General features: G+C 52.3%; 19 protein-coding genes. 10 read left to right on the forward strand and 9 right to left on the reverse strand.

From position 1 onward, the window contains the following. Positions 1-24: 24 nt before the first annotated feature. Both ACYVBJ_RS23910 and ACYVBJ_RS23915 read right to left on the reverse strand, forming a co-directional pair. Positions 25-1,029, reverse strand: coding sequence for an ABC transporter ATP-binding protein (locus ACYVBJ_RS23910; RefSeq protein WP_460984811.1), 1,005 nt, complete (start codon positions 1,027-1,029; stop codon positions 25-27). Between the two features lie 63 nt (positions 1,030-1,092). Then, positions 1,093-2,727, reverse strand: a complete 1,635-nt coding sequence (locus ACYVBJ_RS23915) for an NADP-dependent glyceraldehyde-3-phosphate dehydrogenase (RefSeq protein WP_460984812.1) — start codon at positions 2,725-2,727, stop codon at positions 1,093-1,095. A 252-nt stretch (positions 2,728-2,979) separates the two neighbouring features. Between ACYVBJ_RS23915 and ACYVBJ_RS23920 the strand changes: the two genes are divergently transcribed. Beyond that, the gene (locus ACYVBJ_RS23920; RefSeq protein ID WP_460984813.1) at positions 2,980-4,320 is read left to right on the forward strand and encodes a sigma-54-dependent transcriptional regulator; all 1,341 of its coding nucleotides are present in this window, start codon (positions 2,980-2,982) and stop codon (positions 4,318-4,320) included. Positions 4,321-4,326: 6 nt separating this feature from the next. Here ACYVBJ_RS23920 and ACYVBJ_RS23925 read toward each other — a convergent pair whose 3' ends face one another. Together ACYVBJ_RS23925 and ACYVBJ_RS23930 are read right to left on the reverse strand one after the other, a co-directional pair. Beyond that, entirely contained in the window at positions 4,327-4,626 is a 300-nt protein-coding gene (locus ACYVBJ_RS23925; protein ID WP_460984814.1) for a hypothetical protein, read from the reverse strand. Beyond that, positions 4,616-4,780: a KUP/HAK/KT family potassium transporter gene (locus ACYVBJ_RS23930; protein ID WP_460984815.1), complete on the reverse strand. Its 165-nt coding sequence runs from the start codon at positions 4,778-4,780 to the stop codon at positions 4,616-4,618. The genes ACYVBJ_RS23925 and ACYVBJ_RS23930 overlap by 11 nt, the downstream gene beginning before the upstream one ends. Positions 4,781-5,190: 410 nt before the next feature. Here ACYVBJ_RS23930 and ACYVBJ_RS23935 point away from each other — a divergent pair, with 410 nt between their 5' ends. After that, positions 5,191-5,271 carry a potassium-transporting ATPase subunit F gene (locus tag ACYVBJ_RS23935; protein ID WP_460985273.1) on the forward strand — a complete coding sequence of 27 codons (81 nt, stop codon included), beginning with the start codon at positions 5,191-5,193 and terminating at the stop codon, positions 5,269-5,271. A gap of 12 nt (positions 5,272-5,283) precedes the next feature. Beyond that, complete coding sequence (kdpA, locus tag ACYVBJ_RS23940; protein WP_460984816.1) at positions 5,284-6,999, forward strand: potassium-transporting ATPase subunit KdpA; 1,716 nt, start codon at positions 5,284-5,286, stop codon at positions 6,997-6,999. Here kdpA and ACYVBJ_RS23945 read toward each other — a convergent pair. Together ACYVBJ_RS23945 and ACYVBJ_RS23950 are read right to left on the reverse strand one after the other, a co-directional pair. Further along, a complete protein-coding gene (locus ACYVBJ_RS23945) occupies positions 6,986-7,351 on the reverse strand; it encodes a toxin-antitoxin system TumE family protein (RefSeq protein WP_460984817.1) in 366 nt (121 codons plus the stop codon). The genes kdpA and ACYVBJ_RS23945 overlap by 14 nt on opposite strands. A 21-nt stretch (positions 7,352-7,372) precedes the next feature. Then, on the reverse strand, positions 7,373-7,645 hold the full coding sequence (locus ACYVBJ_RS23950; RefSeq protein WP_460984818.1) for a hypothetical protein: 273 nt from the start codon (positions 7,643-7,645) through the stop codon (positions 7,373-7,375). A gap of 29 nt (positions 7,646-7,674) precedes the next feature. On the opposite strand from ACYVBJ_RS23950, the gene kdpB reads away from it, so the two are divergent. From kdpB to ACYVBJ_RS23980, 6 genes are all read left to right on the forward strand, one after another. Then, positions 7,675-9,813: a potassium-transporting ATPase subunit KdpB gene (kdpB, locus tag ACYVBJ_RS23955; protein ID WP_460984819.1), complete on the forward strand. Its 2,139-nt coding sequence runs from the start codon at positions 7,675-7,677 to the stop codon at positions 9,811-9,813. 116 nt (positions 9,814-9,929) lie between these two features. Beyond that, the gene (locus tag ACYVBJ_RS23960; protein WP_460984820.1) at positions 9,930-10,493 is read left to right on the forward strand and encodes a K(+)-transporting ATPase subunit C; all 564 of its coding nucleotides are present in this window, start codon (positions 9,930-9,932) and stop codon (positions 10,491-10,493) included. 92 nt (positions 10,494-10,585) lie between these two features. Beyond that, complete coding sequence (locus tag ACYVBJ_RS23965) at positions 10,586-11,737, forward strand: porin (RefSeq protein WP_460984821.1); 1,152 nt, start codon at positions 10,586-10,588, stop codon at positions 11,735-11,737. A gap of 13 nt (positions 11,738-11,750) precedes the next feature. Then, positions 11,751-12,893 carry a sensor protein KdpD gene (locus tag ACYVBJ_RS23970; protein ID WP_460984822.1) on the forward strand — a complete coding sequence of 381 codons (1,143 nt, stop codon included), beginning with the start codon at positions 11,751-11,753 and terminating at the stop codon, positions 12,891-12,893. 85 nt (positions 12,894-12,978) lie between these two features. After that, positions 12,979-14,733, forward strand: coding sequence for a sensor histidine kinase (locus ACYVBJ_RS23975; RefSeq protein WP_460984823.1), 1,755 nt, complete (start codon positions 12,979-12,981; stop codon positions 14,731-14,733). Positions 14,734-14,831: 98 nt separating this feature from the next. Next, positions 14,832-15,188, forward strand: coding sequence for a FixH family protein (locus ACYVBJ_RS23980; RefSeq protein ID WP_460984824.1), 357 nt, complete (start codon positions 14,832-14,834; stop codon positions 15,186-15,188). 19 nt (positions 15,189-15,207) lie between these two features. On the opposite strand, the gene ACYVBJ_RS23985 is transcribed toward ACYVBJ_RS23980, so the two are convergent. Beyond that, complete coding sequence (locus ACYVBJ_RS23985) at positions 15,208-17,697, reverse strand: TonB-dependent receptor (RefSeq protein WP_460984825.1); 2,490 nt, start codon at positions 17,695-17,697, stop codon at positions 15,208-15,210. 238 nt (positions 17,698-17,935) lie between these two features. Here ACYVBJ_RS23985 and ACYVBJ_RS23990 point away from each other — a divergent pair, with 238 nt between their 5' ends. Further along, entirely contained in the window at positions 17,936-18,220 is a 285-nt protein-coding gene (locus ACYVBJ_RS23990; RefSeq protein WP_460984826.1) for a hypothetical protein, read from the forward strand. A gap of 1,377 nt (positions 18,221-19,597) precedes the next feature. On the opposite strand, the gene ACYVBJ_RS23995 is transcribed toward ACYVBJ_RS23990, so the two are convergent. Together ACYVBJ_RS23995 and ACYVBJ_RS24000 are read right to left on the reverse strand one after the other, a co-directional pair. After that, a complete protein-coding gene (locus tag ACYVBJ_RS23995; protein WP_460984827.1) occupies positions 19,598-21,766 on the reverse strand; it encodes a TonB-dependent receptor in 2,169 nt (722 codons plus the stop codon). 83 nt (positions 21,767-21,849) lie between these two features. Further along, entirely contained in the window at positions 21,850-22,173 is a 324-nt protein-coding gene (locus tag ACYVBJ_RS24000) for a DUF6660 family protein (protein ID WP_460984828.1), read from the reverse strand. Between the last annotated feature and the right edge of the window lie 323 nt (positions 22,174-22,496).

Raw genomic sequence — 22,496 nt, forward strand, 5'->3', positions numbered from 1 at the left:
CTACGCCGGAATGGTTACGGGAAGCTAGCGCTGGAGCCACCAAACCGCATCCGGGTCAACGGAGATACCGACCTGCCGACCAACTCGTAAATCCGTTCGTGTAGTTAGCGTACGCAGGCAAACGTAACGGCTCAGCTCGACTTCAAGCTCGTAGTGGCTGCCTTTAAAATAAACGGCACGTATCGTACCCGGGCTACCGGCCTCATTGAGCCGTATCTGCTCCGGCCGCAGGCACAACAACGCATCCGCTTTGTCGGCTTCAGGCAGTCCCAATAGCGGCAGGTACTTGGCTTTGATAATATTGGCCACACCCGTCATTTGGGCGGCATAGGTCGTTAGGGGCTGGTGATATACGGATGTTGGCGCATCCAGTTGAATCAAGCGGCCATCGCGCAGGATTCCCAGCTTATCGGCGATAGACAACGCATCGGTGGCGTCGTGCGTCACAAACAGGCAGGACGTATCATCATGACGGACCAGATCGAACAGCAGGTCACGCACGATGAGCCGGTTTGGCAGATCGAGGTGACTAAACGGCTCATCTAACAGTAGTATAGTCGGCTTGTCAGCAACGGCGCGGGCAATAGCCGTTCGCTGCTTTTCGCCCCCCGATACGTTACGGGGCAATCGCATCTGTACCTCGGTTAACCGGCACAATTTGAGAAGCTGGTCAACCCGGTAATCGCGGTAGCTTTTCTCGAAGTAACGCAAGGCATAGGCGATGTTGTCGCGTACCGATACGTTCGGCATGAGTTGATACTCCTGGTGCACCAACCGAATGCCCGCATGGCCGGGCACTAACACCTCCGACGGTCCCGGCACTCGCTCGTTGTTCAGCCGAACCTCTCCCGTATCAGCGTCGGCTAATCCGGCTAATACATTCAGTAATGTACTCTTACCCGAACCACTGGCTCCTACCAGCGCCATAACCTGGCCCGTTTCGAGCGTAAATGATACGTTCCGAACGGCCTGTACGGTATCGTTAGTAAGCTCAGTAAACGATTTTGAAAGTTTGGTGGCTGTCAGCATTCAGTTTTGGCAATAGGTTGCTGGCTCGTTTGTCAATAGGCCGGCAACCTACTGAACCCGGCATTAGAATATAAAATTCGTACTCAAGAACTCGGATTTGTGATGTCCGACAATGTCGTTCAGGATCTGCTTGTTTGCTCCGGTGTCTTTGGTAGCCACCGCCGAACGGATCGAGAACGAGCGCAGCGCATCTTCCACCGACAACGTTCCTTCGGCCGAATCTTTACGCCCTGTAAACGGAAAGGTGTCGGGGCCGCGCTGGCACTGGGCATTAATGTTAACGCGACTCACCAGGTTTACCAACGGATCGATAAGTTGAGCGATGGCATTAGGATCAGTACCAAAAATACTGGCCTGCATACCGTGATCGTCCGTAATCAGATAGTCAATAAACTCTTCCTCGTCGTCGTAGGGCACCACCGGAATTACCGGGCCGAACTGCTCCTCGCGGTACAATCGCATGCCTTCTTTAACCGGATAGACAACCGCCGGTTTGAACAACGAAGCTGTCACTTCTCCCCCACCGTCGTTGACAATCGACGCGCCCCCCGCTTTCGCATCCGCGATGATGTCGGCCAGGTATTCGGTCTTATGTGGCTCAGGCAGTGGGGTGATTTGCGCGCCGTCGTTCCAGGGCATGCCTAATTTCTGTTTGCTTACTTCGGGACTGAAACGCTTCAAAAATTCATCGACAACGGAGCGGTGCGCCCAGATGATCTTGATGGCTGTACACCGCTGTCCATTGAATGACAGAGAACCGAGCAAACACTCCTTCACGGCCACATCCAGATCGGCATCGGGCAGAATGATAGCCGCATTCTTCGCATCCAGGCTCATCACCGACCGAAGGCGGTTCAGTTTGGGGTGCTGACGTTGCAACTGATCGGCCACCCGACTCGAGCCAATGAGCGTCAGTACGTTCACCTTACCCGACTGCATCACAGGCGGCACTACGTCGGCACCACGGCCGTACAGCGAGTTCACTACGCCCTTCGGGAAACTGGTCCGGAAGGCTTCGAGCAGCGGGTAATGCAGCAACGAACCGTGCTTAGGCGTTTTGAACAGGATCGTGTTGCCCATCAGGATAGCCGGAATCAACGTCGTATAGGTTTCGTTGAGTGGGTAGTTAAACGGCCCCATCGCCAGCACGACGCCAAGCGGTGAACGTCGGATCTGCCCAATGATTCCCTCTTCGATCCGAAACCGCGACGAATTGCGGTCCATATTCTTGAGCGTGTCGATGGTATCGTAAATGTATTTTACCGTGCGATCGAACTCTTTGGTGGCGTCGGCCAGGTTCTTACCGATCTCCCACATGATCAGGTTGATGACCAGTTTCCGCTGCTCCAGCATTTTGCCGACGAACGTTTCCATGCATTCGATTCGGCCAGCTACCGACATTTGCGGCCATTCACCCCGACCATTATCATAGGCGGCTACGGCCGCATCAAGCGCTTCCAGCGCTTCCTTGGGCGTAGTAACGGGAAAACTTCCGACGAGTTGCCGTTTTAACGTTCCGTCGGCATCCGGAATGCAAATAGGTGAATAAACCTCGGAAACAGGCCCATTCCACGGGCGCATCGCTCCGTTGAGTAAGTATTCGCGTTGGTGAATGGGCTCAATTTGATAATCGGCGGGGATTTGAGCAGCGTCTTTGGGGAAAAGAGACGCCAATTCAGGTGATTGGGTAGTGGTCATGTTATACAGAAGGTTGCATTGGAAACTAATTACCTCGCTGATGATCAATAACTGGGATCATACGTTGAGATGCCCAAAGTTAAGCAAGCTGCCTATATTATCCGTGTCGTTCAGTTCACCGGCAGTCCCCGGCCGTCGGCAACCGTGGCTATACCGCATTTTACGAGTTATCGGTTAATGTCTATCCAGATTAGCCACGAAGTTTTACTTTTGCTCGGGTTAGCAAATTGACCTGTTCTAACGTATTGTGTTTTGGCGGCAACCATCCTTTTAATTGACGACGAAGACCGGCTTCGTCAACTCCTGGCACGCATCCTCAGTCTGGAAGGCTATACTGTTCTGGAAGCCGCCGATGCGCGAAGTGGTCTGAAAACCCTCGAACGCGAGGAAATACAGCTTGTCATCAGCGACGTAAAGCTTCCCGATAAAAACGGCATTGAGTTAACCACACTGATTAAACAGGCTTATCCTGCTACCGAAGTCATTGTACTGACGGCTTACGGCACCATCGCCGATGGCGTGGCCGCTATTAAAAACGGGGCTTTTGATTACATCACGAAGGGCGACGATAACGACAGGATTATACCCCTGGTGAGTCGGGCCATCGAGAAGGCGGAATTGCAGTTTCGCATCCGGCAGTTAGAGCAACAGGTGAGTAAGCGGTACGGGTTCGACAGCATCATCGGTCGGTCGCGGGCCGTGCAACAGGCTATCGATCTGGCCCGCAAAGTAGCCATAACCGATACAACCGTACTTCTAACGGGTGAAACGGGCACCGGCAAAGAGGTGTTTGCCCAGGCCATTCACTACGCCAGTCTTCGCCGAAAAGGCCCATTTGTTGCAATCAATTGCGGTGCCCTGAGCAAAGAAATTCTGGAAAGCGAGCTGTTTGGACATCGGGCGGGTGCCTTCACCGGGGCCAGCCGCGACCAGAAGGGCTTGTTCTCGGAAGCCGACAAAGGTACCCTTTTTCTGGATGAGATTGGGGAGATGCCCCTCGACTTACAGGCTAAACTCTTGCGGGTGCTCGAAACGCACGAGTTTATGCGCGTCGGCGATACCAGACCCACCAAGGTAGATGTGCGTGTAGTGGCCGCTACCAACCGAAGCCTGGAACAGGAAGCCCATGCTGGTCATTTTCGCCTGGATCTGTACTATCGACTGTCGGTGTTTTCGATTGAACTTCCTGCCCTCCGCGACCGCCGTGACGATATTCCGGAGCTGGCCACATTTTTCGCCCGGCGCGACGCAATCAAAATTGGCAAACGCGACCTGCAGCTCAGCCCGGAGTTTATCCAGAAGTTGCAGCAACACCCGTGGAAGGGAAATATCCGGGAGCTGAAAAACGTCATCGAACGAGCCGTTATTCTGGCCGATGGCCCCTATTTGAAACCGGGCGATCTACCGGTAGACATCCGCGACGGAAATGCATATACTGGCAGCCATGATTTGACGCTGGATACGTTGGAACGGCAGCATATCGGGCGTATTTTGCAACTGACCAGTAATCAGAAAGTGGAAGCGGCTCGTGTACTGGGCATTTCTCTGGCGACACTCTACCGAAAGCTGGATGAGTATGGCCTGAAAAAATAAGTTTGATTAATTCAGATTCATCCCGAACAGAACCCCAAACCAGGGCCGTCGATGGTAGTTCCAGGAGTTTTGGTTACGATCAGACAGGTGATCCAGGCCAGCTGCCAGGCCAACGTTAACGATGTTGGCATCGTAAATGACAGCAAATCCAGCATCAGCAATCACCCCTTTGTACTCGTCGGTAACGAGCCCCCGGGTAACTGTGCTATTGATAGTCGACGAGCCGATACCGGCAAAAAAACCGTACTGTTCCTGGCTTACTATGCGCCAGCCGATGTACAAAGCTGCGTTGGGATTAAGCTGCACAGTCGCATCCACTCAGTCCGATCGAACCCTGAATCATCCAGAAGATCACCGAGGACCCGCCAGGCGCGAGCGTCTCGTCGACAACATGATCTTCGATAACGGCCCGATACGTATACAAAGGCGACGTACCCATATCACCAAAAACGATACCCACGGCGTCTAACAGACCACCAGCGGTGAGCTGATCCAGGTTCTAGTTGTGAGCTGATTCTGTTGCTGCCATACTGGCTTTAAAGGTGAACAGCTTTTCAATGCTCTATTCCGTGTTTTAGGGCTCCCCCATTCTCAAATTGAGAATATCCGCTTTTCATTTTGAGAAAACTATACCTCCCTCAAAACCGCTCGTTCGTTTTAACAATTCACTACGCCTTCATAATCAGTAAATTACCATTCAGAGAAAATAGAATTTACGGTTTGGCACTGGGTTGGCAACGTAGTGAATACAAACCAAACGTATTCTCTAAAATGGGGACTCTCCTGCTTTTACTGCTCTCGGCACTACTGTGCTTTGCTTTCTTCTATAGCTGCATCGAGTGGTTCGAGAAAATCTAATCCATTATCGACATGATCATACTCGTTTTCATTGCTGCACTGCTGGTTTTCGCGTACATGCTGTACGTCTTGATTAAACCGGAAAAGTTTTAACTCCTAACGCATATGTTTACTGAATGGATGGGCGTAGTTGTGATGTATGGACTAACGGTCCTGCTGGCGATTCCGCTGGGCAAGTATCTTGCTAATGTATTCAAAGACGAACCATCATTGTTCGACTTTTTGAAACCGCTGGAGCGGTTTATTTATCGCCTGGGCGGGATCAATCCCAGCCAGGAGATGACCTGGAAACAGAACCTGGCTGCCCTGCTGACCATCAATGCGGTCTGGCTGGTGTATGCGTTCGTGATGCTGGTAACCCAGGGAAGCCTGCCTCTGAACCCGGACGGCAACCCGTCGCAAACGCCCGATCTGGCGTTCAACACAGCGATCAGCTTTCTGATTAACTGTAACCTACAGCACTATTCGGGCGAATCGGGCGCTACGTACCTGACGCAGCTTGGTGTGCTGATGTTCCTGCAATTTGTGTCGGCAGCTACGGGTATTGCGGCAGCCGTGCTGCTGTTCCGGTCGTTCATGCCCAAAACCGTGGAGACGGTCGGCAACTTCTACGTCTTTTTTGTCAAGTCCATCACCCGGCTGTTGTTGCCGGGCTCGTTGATCGTTGCCCTCATTCTGGTATTTAATGGAACGCCCGCCAGCTTCGACGGGAAAGATTCTGTCGTCACGATGCAGGGTGATACGATTGGCGTTTCGCGCGGACCCGCTGCTGGTTTCATTGCCATCAAACACCTCGGCACGAACGGCGGGGGTTGGTTTGGCACGAACTCAGCGCACCCGCTCGAAAGCCCTGATTACCTGACGAACATGGTCGAGATGATTGCGCAGACACTCATCCCGATTGCAATGATTTTCGCCCTGGGCTTTTTCATCAATCGCAAACGCTTTGCCTGGGTCATTTATGGCGTCATGACCATCGGGATGCTAGCGCTGTTAGTTCCTACCCTTGTTAGCGAACTGGGTGGCAATCCGGCTATCGCACACCTGGGCGTAGCCCAGCCAACGGGGGCGATGGAAGGCAAAGAAGTACGTTTCGGACCGCTGGCATCGGCGTACTGGAACATCATGACCACCATTATTTCAACGGGTTCGGTCAACTCCATGCACGATTCTTCAATGGCTATGTCGGGTACGATGGAACTACTGGGCATGATGGTGAACGCCTTTTACGGCGGGGTCGGCGCGGGGCTGCTCAACTTCTATTACTTTCTGATTATCGCTGTCTTTGTGGCAGGTCTGATGGTCGGACGAACGCCGGAGCTATTCGGGCGTAAGGTAGAGGCACGGGAGATCAAGATTGCCTCGCTGGTAGCGCTGTTAAGTGCCTTACTGGTAAAAGGCGGCACCGCCCTGGCGGCCTGGCTTTTCATCAACTATGGAGATGCGTCGTGGGCGGTGAAACCATCGGCCTGGCTGAACAACCCTGGTTTCCACGGCTTTTCGGAAATACTGTATGAGTTCACGTCGTCTAACGCCAACAACGGCTCGGGCTTCGAAGGACTCGCGGACAACAACTTCTTCTGGAATTTCGCAACAGGCATCGTGCTGATTATGGGCCGTTACATACCCATCATCGGTCCGGTGGCGATTGCCGGATTGTTAGCGCGGAAGAAGTACGTACCGGAGTCCTCGGGAACGCTGCCGGTAGATACACCGACGTTTGGGTTGATGATTTTCGCGGTCATCTTCATTATTACCGCTTTATCATTCTTCCCGGCACTAGCCCTTGGACCACTGGCGGAGTATTTTAGTCTGAAGTAAGTTGCGATTCGCCGATACGGTGTGCAATGATGGTTAGCACCTTCTCTAATGTCATCGGTTCTGAAGGCTGAACGTTCTCCTCCGAACCGACATGCTGGTGGTGGGGCGAAGTGTCGAAAGAAACGGGGTGTGCGTTGTCCCAGCGATGAATGAATCGATTGTCGGCGGTTTGCCAATGATAAGCGTAATCCGTCCATTCCGGGTCAACTACGTAGTTTTCCCGAATGTGCAGAACCGACTCATCTAAAAACGTGATCCGACCATGTATCTGTGTGACATCAGGACGCTCAATGGGCTCCAGCGAGGTCGAGGCTGTAATGTTATAACTAAAGGCGGCTAGGACTTGACTCATTTCACTAACTGCGCCAAGCGTTTAGCCCCCCCCCCGTAATACGATAAGTTCAGCCCGCCAGTCCATAATGTCATCTTCCCGCTCGAACAAGCCAAACTGAGTAAGTTCACTAAAACGACGGTAGAATTCTTCATAAGCCATGCCATACTTATGCTCAAAACCATCAATGCGTTCACTACATATTTTGAGTTCACGCAATAATTCTTCCTGCATCTTTTTGATGGCATAGGCGGTGCTCGATGAATAGCCCGCTTTATGAAAAACCTGCTCGATAGACGCTTGCTCGACAGTCATACATCAATCTTTTTTCAAAACTAACAAAAATGGCAAAGCAATCATCCCCCACCCTGTTCCAGCGCGACCTGGTTGGAACGGCCATACGGGAGTCGTTTACGAAACTAAATCCAGCGGTCCTGGTCAAAAACCCGGTCATGTTTACCGTCGAAATCGGTACGCTGATTATGTTGCTGGTAACGATCTACATCGCGCTTACGGGCGACACAACCCAGGGAACGCTGGGATACAACATCGCTATTACGGCTATTCTGCTGGCAACGGTTCTCTTCGCCAATTTCGCGGAGGCCATTGCCGAAGCACGGGGCAAGGCCCAGGCCGAATCGCTGCGCAAAACGCGGGAAGAAACGCCGGCTAAGGTCATTCGCCCTGTCGGTCAATTAACGTTGGATGAGGTCGAAGTCATCCCATCCTCACGGTTGAAAAAAGGCGATGTGTTCCTCTGCGAAACCGGCGACATCATCCCCTCTGACGGCGAAATCGTTGAAGGGTTGGCAACCATCGATGAGTCGGCGATCACGGGTGAATCGGCCCCGGTTATTCGCGAAGCGGGTGGTGACCGTTCCTCCGTAACAGGCGGTACAAAAGTGCTTTCTGACCGCATTAAAGTGCTGGTGACAACCCAACCCGGCGAATCGTTTCTGGACAAAATGATTGCCCTGGTCGAAGGAGCGAGCCGTCAGAAAACGCCGAACGAAATTGCGCTGACGATTCTGCTGGCGGGCTTTACGTTAATTTTCATCATCGTCTGTATAGCGCTGAAGCCCTTCGCTGATTACGCGAATACCCCGATTACTATCGCGGCCCTGATTTCGCTGTTTGTCTGTCTGATTCCAACCACAATCGGTGGGTTACTGTCGGCCATTGGCATCGCGGGCATGGACCGGGCCCTGCGAGCCAACGTCATTGCCAAATCAGGGCGGGCGGTCGAAACCGCCGGGGATGTTGATACGCTCCTCCTCGACAAAACAGGTACGATTACCATCGGCAACCGGAAGGCAACCAGCTTTTACCCCGCACCGGGCGTGAGCCAGACCGATATGGTGCGGGCTAGTGCGCTCAGTTCGCTCGCCGACGAAACGCCGGAAGGGAAGTCAATCGTTGAGCTGGCCCGCAGTGGAGACTGGGGGACTGACGTAACGCGATCGCTGTCAATCGAAGGTGCAACGCTGATAAAGTTCACTGCCGAAACCCGATCTAGTGGTATTGACTTGCCGATTCGTGGCACACAGAGCCGGGAAACAAACGGGCAATTCGGTAGCAGCCCCGTCATCAGCGAACAGGCAGCCGAGGTCATCCGCATCCGCAAAGGAGCGGTTGATTCCATCCGGACAATCGTTCAACGGGCGGGTAATCCTTTCCCGGCCGAGACCGATGCGAAAGCAAAAGAAATTGCGGCTAATGGAGGTACACCCCTGGTTGTCGCCGAAAACGAGATCGTGAAAGGCGTTGTCGAATTGCAGGACATTATCAAACCCGGCATTCAGGAGCGTTTCCAGCGGCTGCGTCGGATGGGTGTCAAAACGGTAATGGTGACGGGCGACAACCCCCTGACCGCCAAATTCATTGCCGAGAAAGCGGGGGTTGACGACTTCATTGCCGAGGCTAAGCCGGAGGACAAAATGAACTACATCCGTCATGAGCAAACCGGCGGTAAACTGGTGGCGATGATGGGCGATGGCACAAACGATGCCCCGGCGCTGGCACAGGCCGACGTAGGCGTAGCCATGAACAGCGGTACGCAGGCGGCCAAAGAAGCCGGTAACATGGTCGACCTCGACAACGACCCTACCAAACTGATTGAAGTTGTTGAGATTGGTAAGCAGTTGTTGATCACACGGGGTACACTGACGACCTTCTCCATTGCCAACGACGTAGCGAAGTATTTCGCCATTGTCCCAGCCTTGTTCATCAGCTCGATTCCGGCGCTGCAAGCCTTGAACCTCATGCGCCTGCACAGTCCTGAATCAGCCATTATGTCGGCGGTCATATTCAATGCCATCATCATTCCGATGCTGATTCCGCTGGCGTTACGTGGGGTAGAATACAAACCAATCGGTGCATCGGCACTGCTACGCCGGAACTTACTGATCTACGGCGTAGGCGGCATTGTCGCGCCGTTCATTGGCATCAAACTCATTGACTTAGTCGTAGGAATATTTTTCTAAATGAGTGAAAGAGTGAATAAGCGAAAGAGTGATTCAGATACAAATTTCCGTCTGACCATTCACTTGCTAATAATCTTTCGCTCATTCACCCTTTCGCTCTTTCACTCTTTACAAGTATGAAAACTCACATTGGACCGGCTATTCGACTAACGATTGTCATGCTGGTGTTGCTTTCCGTTATTTATCCACTCGTCGTTGCCGGTATTGCTACTCTGGCCCCCGGTGGTGGCAAAGGCGAAACCGTCTCTGTACATGGTAAAGTCGTTGGTTATAAACGCATTGGACAGGCCTTCGCCGAAGATCGATACTTCAGCAGCCGTCCGTCGGCCGTCGACTACAATGCTGCGGGGTCAGCGGGGTCGAACAAAGGACCCAGCAACCCTGACTATCTGAAAACCGTCCAGGCACGTATCAATACGTTTCTGGTGCATAATCCTGGGGTTCGCCAGGAAGACATTCCGGCTGAACTGGTAACCGCTTCGGGTAGTGGTCTTGATCCCGACCTATCTCCGGCCGGGGCCAAAATTCAGATCGCCCGCCTTGCCAAAGTACGCGGCATTAGCGCTGATCGGCTGAATCAACTCGTCGACAATCACACAAAAGGACCGTTGCTGGGCCTCTTTGGCCCCCCGACCGTAAACGTACTGGAATTGAACGTCGCCTTAGATACGCTAAAGTAGCTACGTAGTAGCACAGAACTGGGCGATGGCTGGTCACTACCCAGTTCTGTGACACAAGACACAACAAAATCACCGCTACGGCGGCTTGTGAAATGAATTGTTTTTTTAAGATTTCGGCCTTGGTCGTCGTCCCGTTAGTCAACGCTTTTGCTCAAGTTACAGATACGTCTACCGCTTGGGCGCCAACCCAGGCGGCAACGACGGTAGCTCCAGAAAGCGGATTGACGTTTACGGGTTATGTGGAAGCTTATTATTCGCACGATCTTACAACCCCGAAAACCGGCCAGGAGCGGCCAAATTTCCTGTACAATTTTCGGCGGAATCGCGAGGTAAACGTAAACTTAGCGGTTCTGAAGGGAGCTTATACAGATGACCGCGTGCGGGCGAACCTGGCCGTTCAGGTCGGTACGTATCCGCAGTACAACTATGCGGCTGAGCAGGAACTGGTGCGGAATATCTTCGAAGCGAACGCCGGAGTGAAGCTGAGCATGAGCCGCGACCTGTGGCTGGACGCAGGGATATTCTCATCGCACATTGGTTTTGAAAGCGCGATTGGCAAAGACAACTGGACGCTGACGCGGAGTATGGTTGCTGAAAACTCACCCTACTATCTGTCAGGAGTTAAATTGACGTATAGCACTCAGAACGGTAAATGGACGCTGCTTGGCTCGGTTCTCAACGGCTGGCAGCGTATCCGGCGGCTGGATGGTTATTCTGGCCCGTCGGTCAGTACACAGATACAATACCGTCCTTCCAATAAGGTGACGTTGAACTGGAGCACCTTCTTTGGGTCCGATCGACCCGATTCGTTGAAACAGAGCCGGATGTATCACAACCTGTATGCCATCCTTCAACCAGGCAAAGTAGGGCTGACACTAGGATTCGACATCGGTTCGGATCGGAAACCGATCGTAAGAGGGAGCCGAGTCGGGACCGGACGTTCCGTCTGGTACACGCCCGTTGCCATTGTGCGCTACAGTCCTAGCGATAAGATTCGGATAGCCGGACGGGTTGAGTACTATGACGACAATAGCGGGGTTATTATCGCCACTGGAACGCCGGACCAGCCCAATGGCTTTCAAACCTGGGGTTACTCCGTGAATGTTGATTATGCAATTACCCGGCAGGCGTTGTTTCGGATCGAAGCGCGTACGTTCAGCAGCCAGGACGCCATCTTCCAGACTGACAAGGGTAGCAGCCCCACGAACACGGCACTGACAACCAGTTTAGCCGTTAATTTCTAGTCATTGACCAGTAATGCCAGCGAAGGCAATGAACAACGACCGCGATCAATCTGCTGAGCAGTTCCTCCGGCTGATTCAACAGTCCCGCCGGGGAAAATTCAAAATTTACATTGGCATGAGTGCGGGGGTTGGGAAATCATACCGGATGTTGCAGGAAGCGCATGCCTTACTACGTAACGGAATTGATGTTCAGATTGGCTTCATTGAACCACACAACCGGGCCGAAACCCTGGCGCTGGTGGATGGTCTGCCGATCATTGCCCGGCGCAAGCTGTTCTATCGGGGGCGCGAACTGGAGGAAATGGACGTGCAGACCATTTTGAATGCGCACCCCGAACTCGTCATTGTCGACGAACTGGCGCATACCAATATTCCCGGTTCCAAAAACGAAAAGCGCTGGCAGGACGTCATCGAGATTCTGGACGCAGGTATTAACGTCATCAGTGCGGTTAATATCCAGCATATTGAAAGTCTGTACGAGGAAGTGCACCAGATCACCGGCATTGACGTAACAGAACGCGTACCGGACAAAGTACTGCACATGGCCGATGAAGTCGTAAACATCGACTTACCTGCGGATGAGTTAATTACCCGGCTTAAAGAAGGAAAGATTTACGACAGGACGAAGATCGAAACGGCGCTACGTAACTTTTTCCAGCCCGAAAAAATCTTACAACTTCGCGAGCTGGCGCTCAAGGAAGTGGCCGGGCAAGTCGAGCGAAAAATCGAAACGACCCTGCCGCCCGCCATCCAGGTTAAGCCGGAGCGGTTCATGGCCTGCATCAGCACCAACCATCAGACCGCCCGCATGATCATCCGCAAAACGGGCCGTCTGGCGTCGTATTACCGGTCGCGGTGGTTTGTCCTGTACGTTCAGACACCTGCTGAAGACCCCGACCGGATTAAGCTGGATGTGCAGCGGCATTTAATCAATAACTTAAAGCTCGCTACCGAACTGGGAGCTGAAGTGATTCAGGTGAAAGGAACGAATATTCCGCGCTGTATTGTTGAAACGGCCGAAGAACGGAAGATCACGACCATTTGCATTGGCAAACCGCACATCAATCTGATCCGGATCATTTTGCGGACGAATCTGTTTAACCAGATGCTGAACAAGCTGTCGCAATCTGACACAGATTTAATTATTTTATCATGAAAAGCAGAAGAAACGGAAACATGAAGCACGGAATGCAGGTACAGCCATTTCCCTCTTCCCGCTCCTCCCTCTTGTCCTTCATAAAATGACCATTAAAGCCAAAATATCGCTGGGTCTGGCCTTTATGTTCGCCATCATTCTGGCGTTGGGCGGATTAGGGGCGTACTACCTCAACCAGCTTTCCAGCGACGCCCGCGCTATCCTGAAAGACAACTACATCTCGCTGGAATTTACCAGTGAGATGCAGAAAGCATTACTGGATTACAAAACGAACCCGAGCGCCATTCAGGTTTTTGAGCAAAACCTTCGGAAACAGGAACGTAACGTAACAGAAGCCGGTGAAGAAGAACTAACCCAGGCCGTTCGACGCGATTTTAACCGGCTCAAAGCAGGCGCTTCTGACTCGTTGACGATTAACCGACTCCAGAACAACCTGTTACAGCTCGATGCCTTAAATCGGCAGACCATGTTCCGCAAGAACAGCACCGCCGAACAAACTGCGAACGACGCCCTGGTTTGGCTGGCGTTTGTCGGCACCCTGTGTTTTCTGGTTGTTTTTTCATTCATCATCAACTTTCCCGGCTACATTGCCAATCCACTGCGGGAGCTGACGCGGGGCATTAAGCAGGTAGCCAGCCGCAATTTTGAAGAACGGCTGCATTTCCAGTCCAGCGACGAGTTTGGTGAGCTGGCCCGCTCATTTAACTCCATGGCCCAAAAGCTGGATGAATATGAGCACAGCAACTTAGCGCGCGTCCTGTTTGAGAAAAAACGGATTGACACCCTCATTCAGATCATGAGTGACGGCATCATCGGTTTGGACGAAAAACGCCGAATCTTGTTTGCCAATCCGGTCGCCTGCCGATTACTGGGCCTCAACGAAGCGCAACTGTTGGGTAAATATGCTCCTGACGTAGCGTCTATCAACGATCTGATGCGAACCCTTATTCAGGAGCTAATGACGGATGAACCCTTAACTAAAGAAGGGCGGCTGCTGAAAATATATGATGTTGACGCGGAGGGGAAGGGAAAAGAAAATTACTTCAACAAGCAGATTCACACCGTAGACGTTACCCGAACCGGCGAGGAAGAATCGCAGCTGGCGGGGTACGTGATTGTCCTGAAAAACATCACGCCGTATCAGGAACGCGATCTCGCCAAAACCAACTTTATCGCGACGGTTTCCCACGAGCTAAAAACGCCAATCTCCGGTATCAAGATGAGCCTGAAACTGCTCGACGATCAGCGAATCGGTGGATTGAACGACGAGCAGAAGCAGTTGGTCAGCCATGTCCGCAACGATGCCGACCGGCTCCTGAACATTACGGGCGAGCTTCTTAACATGGCACAAGTCGAATCGGGACAGATTCAGTTGCAGTTTCAGTCCGTAGCGCCCGCCGATATTGTCGCGGTGGCAACAAACGCCCTGCGGACAGCGGCCGAGCAAAAGCATGTTCAGTTTGCGGTATCTGTACCGGCGGATTTGCCCGCCGTGAAAGCCGACCCCGACAAAGCCTCCTGGGTCTTGATCAACTTCCTCTCCAACGCGGTTCGACATAGCCCCGAAGACAGTCGTATCGACGTATCGGTGTCGACTGTGGCCGATCGCAACATGGTTGAGTTTCGCGTTCGGGATTACGGAACCGGTATCCGTCCGGAACATTTGGACCGTGTATTCGATCGGTACTTTAAAGCGCCGGGGCGTAATGGACAGACGACTGGCACAGGACTAGGCTTAGCTATTTCGAGCGAGTTTATTCAAAGTATGAACGGCACCATCGGCCTCGACCCAAGCGTCACCGACGGGGCAGCCTTCTCGTTCCGTCTCCCCTTCGCCTGACGTATCGCCAACCACCTTCTCCCCTGCGCCACGGCCAGTTTTCGGACCACGGGGTTTCACAGGCGGCTTTTCGGTTGAGTTCAAAAATCGGTTCGCTGATGTCGATCACCCGTCCGCCTAACAATGGTCATGGCTTTGCCGACCCGCCCGTAGCATTTTTGTCAAGTCATTCAGTGTTGAATGGCGCCGGTTATATCATCCCTCGTTACGCCATGATGTTCGAACCTGCTACCCAATCTGTGGCCTTCGTATTACCGCCCACGTTCTTAAAGGCCGAATTAACCTTTACCCGTACCCCCGATTCGCTCGATGATATTCGCGTCTCCATTACGCCGGGCCAGACGTCACGCTACGTTGTGTCAACGGCCCGGCTGGCAAAAGGTCACTGGCGGGCACGACTCAACTGGTCGACGGGGCAGCAGCAGTACCACGACGAGCAGGACATTTTTGTTTGACAAGCACACTCAGACCGGACTAGAAGTCGACACGGTACAAAAAGACCGGCAAAAAGCCCAGTTGATATTCCTGCTTGATAAAGCTGCCGTCGGGCTGGGGAGCGTAACTCAGCGACAGCATGTTTTTCACGCCCAACACATTCACAAAATCGACGGATATGGTGTGAGTTAGCCCCCGCCGGTCAGCCGTACCCCGATTAATTTTGTAGTCGATCTTGATGTCAAACCGTTTATAGGCATCGAACTGAAGCGTGTTACGTCCCTCACTCTGGAAGATGATTTCCTGATTTAGTCGCGACGCCTGTTCATCGACCGGACCATACCAGCGCCCGCCCGTAGTGGTGAACTTCGCGCCCAGATTCAACGACGACCGGCGAAAGACAAACTCACGGGCCACCAGGGTGTTAAAAGCGTATCGTCCGTTAAAATCGGTATTACGCAGAACCCCATCCGAACCTTTGTACTTGGCATCGAAGAGCGAACCGGTAATCAGGAAATAGTAGTGATTGCTGAAAAACTTTTCGAGGGTTAACTCCAGCCCATAATTCCGGCCGGTTCCGGTGTTGGTAACCGATCCGGGAAAAATGCGGACGAAAGCCGCTCCGCTGTTCAGCATCGAAAACGACGACCGCTGCCCCTCGACCGGTACGTTAAACAACCGCTGATAATACGCTTCCAGCAGCAACCGCAGGTTCGTTCTGAGCAGCCGCTGATACCCCGCTACGTAATGCCAGCTTTTGGTTAGCCCCATGTTGCGGTTCACCTGCTGATCGACGCGGTTTTGGCCCCGCAAATCATCCCCATAGAAATACGTATAGATAGGTTGGATCTGACTGTGCAGCCCCGTAGCCAGGCTTATTTTCTGGCGATTGGGCAAGTCCCAGCTTAGGCCAAGGCGCGGCTCAAGGGGCGATACGCTCTTGCTGTTCAGGGTAAACCACAGCGCATTCAGCCCGGCCGTCAGCGTCAGATTTTCCGTCAGGCGGTTGCGGTAGCTGACGTAGGGCTGAGCCAGCGCATAGACTTCGCTGGTGTTCCAGCGCATGCGCCAGGGCGTAAACTGAGTTGAACGGAGGTCCGTAAACGTCCGTACGCTGTCGAACGCCCGGTAATGATACACATCGAAATTAAGTCCGGCTTTGATCGTAGCCCGACCGCTGATCTTGTGGTTAACAAACGTGGACAATGAAGTCTTAATCTCCGAAAACCGATAGTCCAGCACCGGCCGCAGCGAATCAACTACGTAGCGGTTGTTCAGAACAATCGGGTTGTTGCTGCCATCTTTCCGCATGAACAGGTAATCATGGTTGGCGACCTGAGCATTGCCCGAAACGGCCAGTGTGGCCTGCCAGAACGTTTGTTTGGTCAACGGTTTTGCGTAGGTCAGGCCCGCCACGCCCATGCGGGAGGTGTAATACTGGTCGCGGTCGTTCTGCCCAAATATGTTTCGATCCTTAACTTCCTGCTGGCTGATGAGGATATTCACGGTGCTGGTTCCGCCAAATGCCCATAGCGACAGATTACCGCCCGGCTCGCCGTTACGGCTTTTCAGCGGAAAGTTGAAGCGAACGAAGCCATCCTGATACGTCGGTACGGCCTGCGTACCAATGTCAATGCCCAGTTTGTTAAATAGCCCCAGATTGGCGTACCGATACGTAGCCAGGTACGATGATTTCGACTGTTTGGAGAGCGGCCCTTCGACCATAGCTTCGGTACCCAGAAAGCCGAATTGCAGCATCTTTTCGTGGCGCTCGTTGTTGCCGTTCCGCAACTTCAGATCAAAAACGCCCGCAACGGTGTTGCCGAACTCAGCCGGAAACGCCCCCGTAAAGAAATCGGAGTTGGCCAGGTAGCGGTTGTTGATGATACTGACCGGTCCGCCCGACGTACCGGCAATGGCAAAGTGATTCGGATTTGGAATACTCACGCCATCGACCCGCCACAGAACCCCCTGGGGCGAATTGCCCCGAATCACAATATCGTTGCGGGAATCGTCGGCACCCTGTACGCCCGCAAAATTCGACGCCATTCGGGCTGGCTCGCCCCGACTGCCCGCGTACCGATTGGTTTCATCGACGGAAAACTGACGGGCTGAAACTACGGCCATCTCATTCCGTGCTTCGCCGGTACGTTGCGCCTGCACCGACACCGCAGCGAGTTGCTGAATGTCTTCTTCGAGTTCAAGGTCTATAATTTTTTCCCGACCCGCGTCCACAACAATGTCGTTCAGCAATACGGCTTTGTAGCCGACCAGCGTTACGTTGAGCGCATGCCGCCCCACCGGAATACCCGTCAGACGAAACACGCCCGCCGTATCGGTCAGCGTCCCTTTTGCGGCATCAGGAACCTTCACAGTAGCGCCAACCAGAGGAAATTTAGACTCTTTGTCAACGACCCGTCCGCGCAGCGTCTGGCTGATCTGGGCGCTAACCACCGTAGAGAGGATAAGGAACCCAGCAAAAAACAGAATTGTCAAACGGGGCCGTAACGAAGCGAAAATCGTAACCATTATGGGCATGCAGAAAAAGCTGGTGACAAGTTTAAGCGAAAATCAGGGAAAACGCACGGCCAGAGGCTGCGTAGCTCTTCGGTTAGAAATCCGATCACCCCATTAGTACGACGCATACGGAAGCCGTTTCTACCGAATAATTAATTTCCCGACCACACAGTACGTTATTTAGCGTAACGCTTTGTAAACAAGCAACTTGTGCGTTACTTACCTCTCCTGTAACTAACTGAACCGGTTTATGATTGTCCTCCAGTTCTCCTGCCTTGACCCCGAGTCGAAATACCAGGAATGTATGTATGGCACCCCCGTCGAAGACCTTCAGTCTGGTTTTGAGGCCATTACGTCACTGATCAATGAAGGCTGGCAGCTACTCCAGATTCAGTACAGATACACGACCCAGGGGGCAGCCAACTGGATAATTTTACCGTCAGAAGCCTTCGACGGTCAGCCGATAAAAGAACCCATCGAACGTTTACAGGGCGAATGGGAACACATTCTCTACAGCACCAACCAGCAGCCCTAAGCCGACGCGCAACCAGCTGGCGATGCGATGAACCGGGATCAAACCATCAGCACTTCCTGTAAAAGCACTTTTATTTCAATCTATAGTTTGACTAAGACGATCGATTCAAAAAATCTCCTCCGGGCTGTCTACAACGAGTGAGTCTAAACTCGCGTGTCCTGCATGACTAAACACCGTTTAGCCATTTGATTTGGCTGCCATAAACGGTTCCCATTAATTCGTACTAAACCAGCGCAAGACATCGGATGGCGGCTTAACAAACGCAGAACTAAAAATAATTAATAGTCAAGCATTTACGAATTAATAGTTCCGCAAAATCGCGCACAATACTATGTTGGGTGAACCGGCCAGAATGTGTTTATAAGGCAAGTTACTTGCGACAGGAGTCACGGCTCGGCAGGCAGGCTTCGGGCTTCTATTTCCAAGTTATCTGTGACAAAGGAAACACCACAGTTGGGTAGGTCAAACTGACGAGTAAAGTTCGACTGATATCGAAAACGTTTGAATTGAATAGGCTCATTAGACCATTTTTAATTTGACCCAAAAGATGGGAATATTTGACTTTTTGAAACGTAAGATCGATAAACCTTCCAAGCCTAAATTTGAAATTGATACTCCTGTCTCCGAAATTGAAAGACCTAATGTGAGCGGACTGATTGACTCTTACTTTTGGCACTATAAAGATGGAGTGTACAAATTTCACATTAGCATCAATGGGAAAAGGAAATCAAGACAATATTCAGGTAAGGAATTACAAGAGTTGATTGTGACAAACCCCGCAACTTGATGGATGTTGTTCATGAAAACAGAAGTTGCGTTGTTGTCGGCTCCGCCCTGTCACCCTGCCGGGCGACAGGAAGCACGTCCCATAGGAAAGTTTGCAGCCCAACCGCCACCGTGTTCGCTCGCAAACGAACCCAGAAGAACGCATGAAAACCGAAGGCCGCCGTTTGAGCTTATCTTTACCTGGCTGCCAGTAGCCCCTCGTGGGAAAGTCGTCGCTGTCTGTTGGTGCTAAACAACCCGTCCGCACGAGCGGCCCCGCAACTGCCCGATTTGGCTATTCGTCATCAAGTGAATTGCGCCAGACTTGCCGGCAGGATGTAAAAGCAAATACCCGTAATCCGCAAGGCCCTACGCTCCCGCTCAGTGCGGGTACTGGCAGGCTGATTTGTGATACGGGTTACCATCTGCAACGCGCCTAACCCCGAAACCACTTCAACAAGCTATCCGCCCCAAAACCAAATAGGGCTAACGTATCATCTGTTACGCCGAAGTAAGTCGAAATCAGCCCTTCAACAAGGTTGTAAACGGCGGTAAACCAGCTTAAGGAAGCCGACTGTTTACGATAGATTCTGCCCGCTTATAGTTATCATGTTACAGATTTAATTTAATTCCGCCATTGCCTACAAACCCTTCCAGGGGCGCCCACACATCCCGAAAGGTCGGATTTGAGTACGGTGGCAAAACCACCGACTCGTAACGGGTTTGGCGGATATTTAGAATGTTCTCAAAGTTGATAAAGATGCTGAACGCCTTCCAGCGCCGTTCCGCCATCACGCCCATAAGCCAGTAAGAACGCGAAACGTTCCCATCAGTCAACGGTTTACGCCCAATGTAATAGGCTTCCAGACCGACCCGGAATTTGCCTTCCAATTCGTACACCGCGACCAGGTTAACCCGGTGTTTAGCCGTTAGCGGGATAGGACTGTTTAACCCGTTGTACTGTCGTTTGGTATCTACCAGGCTGTACCCGGCGTAAAGGGCAAAATCTTCATACCCAAGCCGCACGTTTGTTTCTAAACCGCGACTATCTACCGGCCCATCTGCATTAACAAACTGGTAACTGTTTGCCGTTCCAGAGCCGGGCAGTAACACTAATGCCCGGTTAAGCCGGGTGTAAAAGAATAACTGATTAACCGACAGGGTAAGCCCTTCGGCCAGTTCAGTACGATAATTCACGTCCCAGTTTGCCCCCGCTGATGTTTCAGCCTGTGCCGTAGCCGGGTCAATCGGGCGCACGTTGCGAAAGCCTATGCTTTCGGCGTCTTCCGTAAAAATAGTGGGGGCCTGGTAACCCAGCCCACCCCCAATTCGGGACGTTAGTTTGTCGGTTGGTTTGAACAGCACCGACAGCCGGGGCAGTACAAATAGACCAAAGCGGTTATGCCCGTCAAGTCGTAACCCTGTTTCTACCTGTACTTTATCAGATGTTCGCCAGGTGTTTTGTACAAACGCCCCTACCGTGCTGTACTGATAGTTACGACGGGCCGACGGCAGTACGCCGTTTTCAGTAAAATGGTCTGTCCACAGGTTCAGCCCCCCAATCCATTCGGTAGCCTTTCGGTTCAGGCTATAGCTTACTTCGGTAAAGCTGGCCCACTGTTGACCACCAAATTGATAGCCCGGTTGGGTAATCGTCCGGTTAAAGTAGTTGACGCTGTTTTTTATAGTCAGGTTATCCCGTTCATAGCGTTTATCATACCGCAGTTGAGAAGAAATCCGCTCGGAGCGGTTACGCTCAAAATAGCCGGTTGATTCGTCCCGGAGAACCGCCATAGCCCCGCCAATCCGGTTTTCTGTGTTGGCGTTCAGGCCCACGCTAAGCGTAGCGGTTGGGTTGACGTACACAAATAATTTAGGGTTAATCGTGTACCGCTCGTAACGAGGCAGAGCCGCAAACCCTGTATTGCCCGGATCGTAAGCCGCCTGGCTATTTCGGGCCGCAAACACTGTTACGCCTACCTTGTCCCCCTTCTGAGCGTAGAAGCCGCTTAGGTCAAGCCCCCCGGCTGTGGTGCCGTTGGCCATAAAATTTAACTGTCGTTCGCCGGTTGGTTGCCGGGTTATCAGATTGACCAGCCCGGCAATGGCTCCCCCACCGTAAAGCGTTGACGCAGACCCTTTAATAACTTCGATCTGGCGTAGGTTCAACGGAGGAATCTGTAGAATACTCAACCCCGCCGAGAATCCAGCGTACAGGGGTAAACCATCTTGTAAAATTTGGGTATAACGACCGTCCAGCCCCTGAATCCGAATATTCGCGTTTGCTGAAACAGGCGACGTTTGCTGGACCTGAATGCCCGTACTCTCGTTTAGCTGCATCCGAATATCACCGGGTCGCATATTGGCTTTCTCTTCCAATTCTTCGCCCGTAATGGCTTCAATCCGGGTCGGATTATCGTCGATGGTACGATTATTCCGGGTTGAGCTAATGATAACTTCTTCCAGTTCTTCTCCTTCGGGTGAGAGTTGAACGGTCAGGGGGTCAGCCGACGAAAAGGGGAAGTTTATCGTATCGCGCCGGGTCTGGTAGCCCACATAAGAGAAGACCAGCACCCGCCGACCATCGGCCACAGCCGGTAAGATAATGCGCCCTACAGAGTCGGCCACCGCTCCCAGCGATGTACCCGCTATCGCCACCGAAGCCCCGGCAAGGGGCTGTTTGGTTTGGGCATCGGTAATAACAGCCTGAAAGGGTGTTTGCCCCCAGGCAAGAGTAAAAGAGAGCCACGCGCACAGCAGCGGCCCTAAAAAAGATTTCATCAATGGAAATTTGATTTAGTATAGCAGAATAGCGTAGCCACTCACCAATCGGGCAGGAAAGCAACGCGACAAAAAGAAACAGGCTATACTAGTTGGGGTGGTTGCCAGATTGGTAAGGCCACCGACACTGGCAACAGGGGCCGGAACTCAGCCCGAAGCAGGGGCAGTAATCGACTGGCCGCCACCGGCAGACCTACCGGCATCGGCACGGTAAAACCGGGGCAGGTCTGACAACTACAAAAGGGTGAGCAAGGGCTATCACGCTTAGTTGAGCAATCATCCGGGCAACCCTTTTCCGGCTGCACGGTGGTTTGATTGGTACGCTCGTCCTGATGCCAGACTTCACAGCAAGGCACCGCCGAAAGTATCAGGACCCAAACCGACAGGATGACTGTTAGCCACTTCATTGCCACAAAGGTAGAAAAATCTGATGGTTTGGTGATGATTGGAAAATGGCGTTAACCATGGAAAAGAGCATAAAATAGGCAAGTTATACAAGTGGCATAACTCGCGCCGGAGTTAGTCAGACAACGATCAGGCCGAAGAAGAGCCAAGTTTTACACCTCTTTCTTTAAAACTCGAAAATTCTTAATGTCATCCAGATTGAGGAAGGGCAACCCGGTCCGGCTGGCAGTGTGTGTCTTGTTGCTCTAGAACTTAATGGCTAGGAGTACCAGTTTGCGAACGGCAGAAAATCCTTTCTGGGAAGACATGTCACTATAGATGAACT

The organism is Spirosoma fluminis (assembly GCF_054778895.1).